Here is an 11,647-nt window from a genome sequence, read left to right as displayed (position 1 = left end):
TTATGATTATGACGCTTATTAATAGAAGTGAAAAGATGCTAACTGTTTAAATTGATGCTAATTGATGAGCAATTTAAGGGGAAGAACAACAGAGTTGTGATCTTGATTCAGGCTAGGGCTGTTATGGTTTTTCTTGTGTTTAAATGATAAAAAGCCAGCTAACTGTGTTAACTGGCTATTTTCATTATTGTAGAAAAATTAGGTACGGAAGTTATTTAATTCTTTACGTAAATCCGTTGCACTTTCAGCAAGACGCACTGTGATGTCAGCAGAGTCATTCATGCTGTCCATAGCATCAGTGGCGGTTTCGTTGATGATAACAACGTTACGGTTTACTTCTTCAGTAACAGAGCTTTGCTCTTCAGCAGCAGAGGCAATTTGATTATTCATATCGTTAATCACATTGATAGCTGCGTTAATTTCTTCAAGCGCAATTTGTGCCGCTTGAGTTTCTTCACGTGTGTCTGACGCTTGTTGCTGGCTTTCAACCATTAGTGTCACGATAGACTGTGTTTCGTCTTCTAAACGAGCAAGCATACCTTGAATTTCTTCGGTCGATTTTTGTGTACGGTTCGCCAAGTTACGCACTTCATCTGCTACCACAGCAAAACCGCGGCCATATTCACCGGCGCGCGCTGCTTCAATTGCGGCGTTAAGGGCAAGTAGGTTGGTTTGGTCGGCAATGCCGCCGATCTCAGACAAGATACTTTGAATTGCTGCGCTTGAAGCCGCTAGGCTTTGGATCTGATCTTGCGCGTTGTGAATTCGCTCAGCCAGCTGTGTTACAGACGTTGCAGCGTAGTCCATTTTGGCAATGCCGTCTTGGCTACTTGTTTGTACTTGGTTTGCTGCTGTTGCTGCTTGTACTGCTGAATTTGCGACTTCTTGAGCGGTTGCGCTCATCTCATTAATAGCCGTTGCTAGCGAGTTCACCTCATTAAGCTGTGTCATTAGCTTATCTTTGGCTTCTTCTGCTTTAATACGGCCAGAGCTTGCATTCGAGTCTACATTTTCAGCCGTTGTTGTTGCATGGCGCAGTGTATCTTGCATCCGAGTGAGGAATGTATTAAACCACTGTGCCAGTTGGCCTGTTTCGTCTTGGCTACTGATTTGAATACGGCGAGTTAAATCACCTTCACCTTCAGCAATATCACGCATGCGTTCAACCAGCTCACCCATAGTATTACCAATGCGGTTCGCGAGTACGAACATAGCAATAATGCCGGCGATTGCTGCAAATACACCTGCGAGAATACCTTTCGAGATTGCTTGCTCGCTTTGTGTTTCACTCCAGTTTGTAAAGTTGGTGACGTCTTTAGTTAATATTTCAGATGGAATAGAAACAATGACAACCCAAGGGTTACCTGTGGTATTCACTGAGGATACGGCAACCATTTCGTTGCCTATGGTAAGTAATTCGTTACGCTTGGTTGATGCTAACGATTGGATATTCGCCCATTGTTGCAGTGTTTCACCCGACACTTTACGGCCCACATCAGATGGCTTTTTACTGTGAGCCATGATGTTACCCTCCCAAGAAGTGATCATTACGTCACCTTGACCTTGGAAAAGTTTACTCGCCAATTGTTCACTCTGACCTTGGAACTCAGCCAGAGACCAGTCAAAACCTAATGAACCAACGATTTTACCTTTTACTTTTAAAGGTTGGCTGATGGTTGTGATGAGCTCTTTGTTACCACGAACATCGTAGTAATACGGTTCCATCACGAAAGTTTGACCAGATTCAAATGGTGCTAAGTGCCATTCGTCAATGCGTTCACCGTTGTTATTGAGTGCTTGGTTTCGGAACGAGGCCATCGCTGCTGGCTCAAAGCCACCAGAAGGTGTTGGAGAAAAGAATGGCGATAAATAACCTTGTTCGTTGATTGAAGCAATGCCGTTTGGTGTTGTGGCATCACTCCACACTTTGTTTTCCCAGACCATGTAGCCTGCAAAAACACTTTCATCTTGCGTTTTTAAGCCGGCAATAAATTGTTCGACAAGCAAATCTGCGCTTGCATTAGCAGTGCTACTTAATTCAAGCATAGCGCGGAGCTGGTCGAGGTTTGCCAGTACTGGAGCGAGCTGGCTATTTAACGTGTTACTTTGCTCTTTAGCTGTTGCGAGTAGGTTATCTTTGGTTGCTTGTGTTAGTTGCTCAGATACTTGAGTTGTAATTTGGTGTTGTACATTACTGAATGAATATGTTGTAAAAGCCATTGCAATGCTAAGTGTAAATACCATTGCCAGACCGGCACTGACTGCAATTCGTGTTTTAATAGATTTAAACACGGTGATCCCTCGAGTGTAAGTTATTAATAAAAAGTGCTTTTTTTGTATTATGTATTAGTAGGGGAAGCCCCTATATTATGCCGGTGTATTTTATATTAACTTTGTAAATGGGTGATTTAAGAGTGTGTAACCTTGTGGGTATATATGAATGAGATATGAATGGGGGGTGTTCAGTTTAAAATTGGTTTTATTTAAAGCAATTTTAGTTGTGTAATACTTTTTAAGTATTGTTTAAATTGTTCATTATATTCAGGTGATTAGAATGGCTTAGATAGTATCCTTGCTCCATTTATACTCAAGTTGCTATATTGATTTAAAATAGAACCAAAGGTCGGTTATGCTCACAGTGAAAGAAAAAAATCAGCTAGCACAACAAACAACTCGTCATAAAGCCATGAAGGCGAAAGTGCATGAAAAATCAGATCTTGCGAATGATGATAAGCGGCGAGTGTTGGTATTAACGGGAAACGGTAAGGGAAAAACCAGCTCAGGCTTTGGCATAGTTTTCCGAGCTTTTGGTCATGGACAGGGCTGCGCAGTTGTTCAGTATTTGAAAGGCGATGCAGAAAGTGGTGAGAGAAATGTGTTACAGCAACTAGGTGTGCCTGTTGTTACTATGAATACAGGTTGTTCGTTTAAAGCAGGTTACTGTGCTGAACGTGAACGTATTCGAGCACGAGAAGTATGGCAACAGACGTTAATTTTTTTACAAGATCCAAGTGTGGACGTGTTACTGCTCGATGAAGTGACTTATATGGTGGCGCGAAAACATTTAGATGTGAATGAGATGATTGCGGCATTTGAAGCACGGCCGATCAATCAATCCGTTATTATTACTGGCCGAGCAGCCCACCGTAAACTTCGTGAATATGCAGACACGGTATCACGGGTTGATTGCGTTAAACACGGTTTGCAAATAGGGCTGAAAGCACGAAAGGGAATAGAGTTCTAATGTAGCTGTATATTGCCTTGGTTAGTGTGACCTTTGTAAGCAAAAAAGCCGCTGGTGGGGTCACCAGCGGCTTATTAGCTCGAATTTAACCTCTGATTAAAGCAGCTCGTTACCAGTGTGTTTTAATGTTGATAGTTGCAATATTCGAGACATTACCCGCCGTGTCTTTGACGCGGTAAGTGATAGTCACATTTTTGTTTTTATTCGCTTTATAACTCACAGTGCCGTCAAGGTGATTGATCACCTTACCTGTCATTGATTTTGGTTTATCAATGATCTCAACAGAACTGATATCAAGCGGTAAGTCTGATACATCATTATCGAGTACATTTAGGGTAATCGCCTTATAAAAAGGGCCAGTTGCACTGTCATCAACCGCTTTAGGCCCGCTTGGAATCGGATTTGATGTGCTTGCAGTTAGGAACGGTTCTAAGGCTGGTAATCCTTTTGCTGCACGCCCATCAGCACCAATTGCTGGTAGCTCTAGCCATTCTGTTTCTGCACGGCCCTCATGGTTTACACTCACAGAGTATTCATCACCAATATGACCATTAGGGACATAGAGTTGAGGACGATCAAAGGGTGCTTGCTCCCAGCGTACGCGCTCATCGGTTAAGGCCTTAAGGAAAGCTACGAGATCTGAGATCTGTTGATCATTAAGCCCTAGTGGGCGAATATCACGATCACGGTTAGAGTCTAAACTACCAAAAGCGGTTGTATTAGAGCCATCAGGGAGATCACGGCTGTTACCACCACGATTATAAAACTCAATGACTTGTCGCAATGTAGACATACTGCCGTTATGCATATAAGGACCTGTTAATTCGACATTCCGTAACCCAGGTACTTTAAACGCGCCATCTATTGCATTGACTTCATCTTTACCTGCTGGGACACCCGCATCAACGCCAAATCGATCGCTATCGATCTCGAAGTCATCGGGCACATGATTACCATCTAGTCCTTGCTGCAACTGACGTGTAAATGAAAGTGGGTAGCCGTGTGGATCGGTGCGGCCAAGGCCAAGATCTTCCTCTGTTGGGCGAACGCCAATATTATAAAACCCTGTGTCGTACAGCGCCTTATTGTTGTCACTCATGATCATCCTATCGACAAGTTCACTACGGAAATTATCAGGAATAATTTCTTGAGCTGCCGCTGTGAAAACTAGGCCACCGTGACAACGAACACACAGACCTTGCCCGAAGAAGACACCCGCGCCTCGTCTTTCAGCAATGGAAAGCGCTTGCTGGTCCCCATCTAAGAAGCGATCAAACCGCGTATCATCGGAAATTAGCGTACTTTGATAGAGTTGGATTGCTAACCCCCAAAACAAAGAAAAGTTAGCTTCAATCTGACTAAAGCCATTTTTACCTGTTGGGCTCATCCAATATTCACGATTAAAAGCATCCATGATTAAGGTGCGGTAGTCGGTGTTCAGTCCTTTTGCTGGATAGGCAGATAGCCAACCTAGCTCACTGTCTTTTGGATCGACTTGTTGGAGTGCTAATGGTTTTGTATTAAGAAGTTTACGACCAATATGAGGGAAGGTTTTACCGCCACAAGCCATCTCAAATTCATCGACCGCAGGGCCTACAGCCTGTGAAGCGAGACTTGAGTTCTTAAGGTTGACAGATTCGTGTTCAAGGCGGCCGTATTTTAGGTCAAACCGCAACACTTTTGCATCTGCGTTACGTCTGCCGAAGGGATCAACACCATTAAAGACGTTGTTTGCACGCCCATCCCATAAATTGCGGAAGTTAAACACAGCATTAATGACAGTGGGCGTATTTCGGGGTTCGACTCGACGGGTATTCATACCATTGACATGAAAGACGTCTTCAACATTCTCACATTTTTCCTCATGGCCAAAAAAACTGAGGGAAACAAATTCAGTTGGCGTGACCCCTTGGGATGATATGACATCATCGCTTTCATATAAGATTTCGGAATTACGGTTTTTTTCATCAGCCAGTCTGTACAGTGGGAAATCATCAGCGGTAAGTGTGTAGTTAGGTCCGCCATCTTTGCCTGAACCCATATAGGGAAAACTTGGCATGTTGTACTTACGAGCCATATCACCGCGCTCGTGCAATACGCTTGGGCTGATTTGGTTTTTTACTCGGTTATCTGCACCTGCACTGAAGTGACATGAACCACAACTCTGTCCTTCGCTACCAGCTTGCATATCCCAAAATAATGCTTTACCTAATTTGATGGCGGCTTTTTTATCTTTTACGTAACGCTCTATACCGGGAACTTCTGGTGGAGCGACACCTTTTAGTGAGTTACTGGGTTGTGGATCAGGGGTTGGATCGGGTTGATGAGACATTTCCGCATAAGCCAACGGTACTGTTAAAAGGCTTGAGGAAATAATGGCGCAAAGCAATCGTTTATTTAGGTAGTTATTATTTTTCATAGCCACTCCTAAACTCCTGTAGAAATTATTATTATGTTTAGCTGTTACCAGCTATTTAAGAATGACGGATTAATTGAGTTGCAGTTATTAAGATTGATACCTGATGAAATAAAAAAGGATCAATGGTTATTGAGAAATTTAAGAATCGTATTAAAAATGAAAGAGGGTATTATATTTAATAGTAGATGAGGTATAAAAAAGGTATAGGTGCTTGATATTTGTCAGTCGGTCTTATAAATCATAATCAGTATTAATGTTATGATTATTATAAATAGCCATTTTAAAGTGTGTTTTCATGTCTTTTTTTGCCAAGTGTCGGTGTGATTAAGCAAGATGTGATAAAAATTGACGACTTTAAGACTTTGTTTGAAATATTAATGCTTTAACTTACCTCTAAAGTGGTAAGTCATGATGTCCAGATTACACGAAATTATGCTGCTGAGAATAACCTAGTTTAATCATTCCGATGCCAATGTTGCTAGAGACAATTATATTGTTTATATATTAATCAGAATTATTAAAGGATGATACAAATAAGCGTTAAATTTCATATGGAGTTGCACTGAAAAAACATGTCTATCTTATAACCTCACATTTTATCAATATTACTAGGTTAAAGTATGATTAAATGTAAATTTCAGCTTGTTTGTTTATGTTATCTTCTTGTAATATTCCGCCGCTAAAATACAAACGCATTATTTCCCTTATTGTACATTGCTAATACAGCGCTCTATGCGAGAGGGAATTATTCCGATAATAATTATACGTATTATAAAAATCTAAATGAAAAAAACAGTTATTTCTTTACTTGTAGGGGCTGCAATAGCGCTACCTGCGACTTCGCAGGCAATTGCTTCAAACCAAATTAATTCATCAGTTGAGGATGATATTGTCGTTGCTGGCGATGTACTGCAGATCATGGTACCCGCTGCCGGATTATTTGCGGCTTGGATGCATGATGATTGGGAAGGGGCAAAACAAGTAACTTACTCGACGATCGCAAGTGCAATTGTTGTTGAGGGACTTAAAAAGTCAACAGAGCGTCAGCGCCCGAATGAAGTGGGAACCAGCTCTTTCCCTTCAGGCCACACAGCTGCTGCTTTCAGTGGTGCTGCATTCCTTCAATCTCGTTACGGCTCCGCCTGGGGGATCCCAGCATATGGCGCTGCTACTTTTGTTGCTTACAGTCGGGTACATGGTAAGCGTCACCATGTAGATGACGTCATGGCATCAGCAGGCATCTCAATTTTAGTGAATCAATATTTTGTCTCACCTTATTTTGATGAAAATATCCAAGTGAGCTCAATGGCTGTTGATGGTGGCGTCGGTGTTAATATTCAAATAAATAATGCTGCCTTTGATACTGAACGTACAGAGCGGGGAGTGCAGCCAGTATTACCAACGCGTTATGATAGTCGTTTTGAGTTAGGGCTGGGTGGACACACGACAGATGGTGGTGCATTGGTTGCCGGGCAGGGATTCACGGAAGCACCAGAATTCGACCGTGAATTTAAGCCATTTGTTTATATGAATTATCAACATGCGTTGAGTAATAACAATCATGCCGAGATTTATTTAAACAGTACTGACTCTCGTGAGCGTGGCGTGATCGCGGCAGACCAAAAATTAGGGAAAAATGAATATAAGCAAGGGCAAGAGGTACTGACTAATTTTCAGCATATTAAGTTAGGCGGTACAGTATATAAAGGCTATCAGCCTGTAGATGCATTGCATATCGACTTAGGTTTGGGGATGTATTACCACCTGTTATCACTGCAAATGGATGATGATAAAAATGGTGGTAACTATGCAAAAGAAGATAGTTGGCGCTTAATGCCTAATTTGGCGATGAAACTTGATTATGAGGTAACTGATAATTTGTCGCTGGTTGCAAAAGGACAGTACCAAAAGTGGTCGACAGACAGTTATATGGAAGCTGAAGGTGGCGTGAACTATAAGTTGAATAAGCAGTGGGATATGGGTATTAAGTACGTTTATGCTGACTCAAGTTTTAGTAACAGTGCTTTCAACGCCGTATATGATAGCCAAGCCTTTGCGCTGACGTTTGCTAATCGCTTCTAATCATTCCAATCGAATAAGTTGGATGAATCATATTTGATTGAATGTTGCGATCAAAAAAGCCCAAATACTTTTTCAGTGTTTGGGCTTTATTTTTACTGGATAGCTACTTAATAAAATAGCTACGTAATTCCAGCGAGAGCATTATGCGTTCGCTAGTTTCTTCTCTAACGCTTCAGCATCAACAGGCTTAGTGATGAATGATAGGAAGATAGCAACACCTACCATTGCCGCACAGATAGTGTAAGCCATAGTGTATGAGCCGGTTGTATCAACAGCGATTGCAGCAACAACTGGACCAATGAAACCACTGATACCCCAAGCTGTGTAGAGTACGCCGTAGTTTGCACCGTAGTTCTTAAGGCCGTAGAAATCAGCGATGATAGATGGGAATACTGCTAGTAACGTACCGTAACCCACACCAGCAACAGCAGCACCAATCATTAACGTGAAATCACTTTGGAATGTTGCGAACATTACCATGTTGATGCCTTGCATGATGAAAGCAAGCATCAGTGTTTTAACGCCACCTATTTTATCAGACAGAATACCTGCAACTACACGACCACCTGAGTTGAAGATCGCTAGGATTACGACTAGGTAAGCAGCGTCGCTAATATCAGCCTGTAGCGAGGCGATAGACGTGATGTTACCGATGATCATAAGACCCGCAGCAGATGCTAGTGCGTACATGAACCATAGCGAGTAGAACTGAGGCGTTTTAAGCATGCCACGCCAGTTAATGTCGACAGGCTTGCTTGTTTTCGCAGCATCGCCAGACAGGCCTGCTGGCAGTGCTGGCGTGTAGCCTGCTGGTGGGTTGTTAATTGTACATGCTAGTGGCACGGCAATCACAAGAACCGCACAGCCTAGAATAAGGAAGCTAGTGTTGATGCCGTATTGTGCGATCAGTGAAGATGTTAGCGGAGCTAGGTAAACAGCAGCTAGACCAAAACCAGCAGCGATAAGACCATTAACAAGGCCTTTCTTAGAAGGGTGGAACCACTTCATAGCAGCAGGACTTAGACATGCGTAGCCAAAGCCGATACCACAACCTGTTAGTACACCAAAAGTCAGCACTAGCATTAGTGGAGAGGTAGCAAAGCTTGAAGCGATCATACCTAGGCCAACCATGATTGCGCCCATGATAAGAACGCGGCGTGGGCCCATGCGATCTTGTAAGATACCAGCCACAAGAAGAGATAGAGCGAAAGTAATGATGGCTACGGTATAAGGCATTGATGCATCAGCATTTGACCAGCCTAAATCTACAACTAATGCTTTTTTGAATACACTCCATGCGTATAGAATACCCATACACAAGTTGATGCAGAATCCAGCAACTAGGATTTGCATAGCTCTATCAAACTTTTTCATTCTTACTCTCAATACGCGCAATGGACACCATGACTAATGGCTATCCAGAACAGCTCTAAAAAAATTAAACATTTTCAACAAAAGTTGAATATCTCGTTTTAAGCGCGCGGATTCTATCAATAAAAGAAGATGAAAAGTGGCAGATACATACAATGTTACAATTGTAATATTATCTTCATTGAGATGGTTCTTTGCTGACTACAAAAAAAAGCCAGCTAGGATAAGTGGTTAGCTGGCTGGTCTAGTTCGATAATATATTTTCGTCATATTTTGTCAAAATATAATGTTACAACTAAAGCGAAATCACGTTCAGTTATATTGACGGGCACGAATGATTGCCTAAGTGCTACTTGTCTGTCTTGCCTATGATCTCGAAGATTTTATCTTTTAAATGTGCGCGTTCTAACTTCATTTGGCCAAAACTAGTATCACTAATAGGTAGGCTTTGGTTTTCTAATCCTCGTATAGCATGGTCTAATTTATGGTACCGATCAGCCATTGATTTGAAGTTCGCGTTAGCCATTTTAAGTTGGTGTATGGTGCTTTGATGTTCAGGGAACTCGATCGCAAGAGAGTGATTTTCATCTAACATTGTTGCTACTCCGTAAACATATTATACCCATAGGTATTGTCGGAAGGATTACTGTGTTTATTATTGAAGTTGCTCTGGTCCAGCGCATCCCTGTAAACATATTAAGCATAGCCGTAAACACTCTATTTGGCTGTAAAGAGGGTAGATGACAAAAAGCGGGTAATAAAATAGGCAGAGAAGAGTAAGAGTGATAAGCGAATCTTCACAACAAGAGAGGATTTGAGGAGAGTTAGTTAAGCGGATATTGTGGCTGTCTGTTGATGACAGGTATAAAAAAGCGCACCTATATAGAGGTACGCTTTTTTGAACAGTGTTGAACTGTGACTATTACTGAATAAAGCTGATGTAGCCTTGTAAGACAACTAAGTTAGCAATATCAATAAAGAATGCACCCACAATTGGAACAACCATAAAGGCTTGTGGTGAAGGGCCATTACGTGACACAAGTGAACCCATGTTCATCACTGCTGTTGGTGTTGCTCCCATACCAAAGCCACAGTGACCACCTGCAATGATTGCCGCATCATAAGTTGAACCCATTACACGGAATGTCACAAAGTAGGCAAATAGACCAAGGATCAGTGTTTGCACAGCCAGAATGATAAGCATAGGTAGTGCAAGCTCCATCAATTCCCATAGCTGTAGGCTCATGAGTGCCATGGCTAGGAATAAGGAAAGCGAGATCGTACCAAGGGCATCGACGGTTTCTCTGTTTACTTTGTAGACTTTAGTCCCTTCACAGATGTTAGTGATAAATACACCGATAAAGAGGGCATAGACAAAGTCAGGAATACGTAGCCAATTGATACCAAAGCTATCAACTAGATCTTTAACATGCGAAGCACCAGCGACACAGATCAATAAGATAAAGAGAACTTCGATGGTATTTTTTGATGTAATACGATCCTCTTCTTTATCACTATAAGTGACTAGGTCTGGGTGTTCAATGTGGTGCTTCTGCCCATCACCAAATGCAGACTTAAGGCTGAATTTGTTGATTAAACGTTGAGCAACAGGGCCACCGATAATACCACCCATGATCAAACCGAACGTCGCAGATGCCATAGATAGTTCTAAAGTGTGTAGCCCGTAATCGCTAGCAAAGGTTTGCGACCAAGCCGCACCAGTACCGTGACCACCAGATAGGGTAATAGATCCAACAATCAACCCCATTAATGGGTCTAAGCCTAGCAGTGAGCTTAAGCCGACACCAACACCGTTTTGGATAATGATAAATACGGTCGCTAATGCAAGAAATAGAAATACACGAGAACCGCCTTGGGCAAGTAGTTTAAAGCTTGCTGCTAAGCCAACGGTTGCAAAGAACATCTGCATTAACGTGTCTTTTAAAGGAACTTTAAAAGCGATATCGACACCTTGTGCATGCATAACAGCAACGAAGATAGCAACGATTAAGCCACCTACGATGGGTTCAGGAATATTATATTTGCGTAGAACCTTTACTTTGCTATTTATAAAGTAGCCGAGAAAAAGCACGATAATCGCAATGAGCATTGATTCAAGCTCATTTATTTGAATAAGTGAGTTCATAATGTTTTCTTTGTCATACTTTTCTTAAGGGCCAATTTTAGCGGCAAAAAGTTAGCCTGCCTATCTTGCCTATTAATCATTAATAGTGTAGCAGCCATCCTCTTTATGTAAAAAAATGCAGTAAAGTTGCAGCGATTTATTCACTATTTCCTTTTAGGTTTGGTACTAAGCTCTTACTCTTTCAATTATCTATCTCGTAATAGGCTCCGTATTGCGTATTGTCAAAAGTATTTTTATGGGACTAGTGAGTGAATAACAGGCAATATAAAGTAATCCTTATATTTCAGTGGTTTACATATTTATCTTGCTGTGTGTTAGATTACGGTCTTTATTTTATCGATAATCTCTTAACCTGCAATTCAGGTAATTAATCTCAACGTTAATA

Annotated in this window: 7 protein-coding genes; 2 read left to right on the top strand and 5 right to left on the bottom strand. The window is 41.7% G+C overall.

Annotation, left to right across the window (positions count from 1 at the left end; genetic code table 11):
• Positions 1-198: 198 nt before the first annotated feature.
• Positions 199-2,292, bottom strand: a complete 2,094-nt coding sequence (locus tag OCU77_RS10265) for a methyl-accepting chemotaxis protein (protein WP_048898499.1) — start codon at positions 2,290-2,292, stop codon at positions 199-201.
• A gap of 337 nt (positions 2,293-2,629) precedes the next feature.
• Here OCU77_RS10265 and OCU77_RS10260 point away from each other — a divergent pair, with 337 nt between their 5' ends.
• A complete protein-coding gene (locus OCU77_RS10260) occupies positions 2,630-3,244 on the top strand; it encodes a cob(I)yrinic acid a,c-diamide adenosyltransferase (RefSeq protein WP_048898500.1) in 615 nt (204 codons plus the stop codon).
• Between the two features lie 109 nt (positions 3,245-3,353).
• Here the strand turns inward: OCU77_RS10260 and OCU77_RS10255 are convergent, their stop codons facing one another.
• Positions 3,354-5,663: a cytochrome-c peroxidase gene (locus OCU77_RS10255; protein WP_107302486.1), complete on the bottom strand. Its 2,310-nt coding sequence runs from the start codon at positions 5,661-5,663 to the stop codon at positions 3,354-3,356.
• Positions 5,664-6,446: 783 nt separating this feature from the next.
• On the opposite strand from OCU77_RS10255, the gene OCU77_RS10250 reads away from it, so the two are divergent.
• A complete protein-coding gene (locus OCU77_RS10250) occupies positions 6,447-7,745 on the top strand; it encodes a phosphatase PAP2 family protein (protein WP_107302485.1) in 1,299 nt (432 codons plus the stop codon).
• A gap of 141 nt (positions 7,746-7,886) precedes the next feature.
• On the opposite strand, the gene OCU77_RS10245 is transcribed toward OCU77_RS10250, so the two are convergent.
• The 3 genes from OCU77_RS10245 to gltS all read right to left on the bottom strand — a co-directional run bounded on the left by OCU77_RS10245 (position 7,887) and on the right by gltS (position 11,262).
• Positions 7,887-9,119, bottom strand: coding sequence for an L-lactate MFS transporter (locus OCU77_RS10245; protein ID WP_107302484.1), 1,233 nt, complete (start codon positions 9,117-9,119; stop codon positions 7,887-7,889).
• 346 nt (positions 9,120-9,465) lie between these two features.
• Positions 9,466-9,711, bottom strand: coding sequence for a YdcH family protein (locus tag OCU77_RS10240; RefSeq protein WP_048898502.1), 246 nt, complete (start codon positions 9,709-9,711; stop codon positions 9,466-9,468).
• A gap of 327 nt (positions 9,712-10,038) precedes the next feature.
• Entirely contained in the window at positions 10,039-11,262 is a 1,224-nt protein-coding gene (gltS, locus tag OCU77_RS10235; RefSeq protein ID WP_048898503.1) for a sodium/glutamate symporter, read from the bottom strand.
• Positions 11,263-11,647: the final 385 nt, after the last annotated feature.

This window comes from Photobacterium swingsii (assembly GCF_024346715.1).
Classification (GTDB): domain Bacteria; phylum Pseudomonadota; class Gammaproteobacteria; order Enterobacterales; family Vibrionaceae; genus Photobacterium; species Photobacterium swingsii.
This window is presented reverse-complemented; position numbering and strand designations above follow the sequence as displayed.

Coding starts and splice junctions, on each gene's coding strand:
- OCU77_RS10260 (WP_048898500.1), top strand. CDS start 2,630: ATGCTCACAGTGAAAGAAAAAAATCAGCTAGCACAACAAACAACTCGT.
- OCU77_RS10255 (WP_107302486.1), bottom strand. CDS start 5,663: ATGAAAAATAATAACTACCTAAATAAACGATTGCTTTGCGCCATTATT.
- OCU77_RS10250 (WP_107302485.1), top strand. CDS start 6,447: ATGAAAAAAACAGTTATTTCTTTACTTGTAGGGGCTGCAATAGCGCTA.
- OCU77_RS10245 (WP_107302484.1), bottom strand. CDS start 9,119: ATGAAAAAGTTTGATAGAGCTATGCAAATCCTAGTTGCTGGATTCTGC.
- OCU77_RS10240 (WP_048898502.1), bottom strand. CDS start 9,711: ATGTTAGATGAAAATCACTCTCTTGCGATCGAGTTCCCTGAACATCAA.
- gltS (WP_048898503.1), bottom strand. CDS start 11,262: ATGAACTCACTTATTCAAATAAATGAGCTTGAATCAATGCTCATTGCG.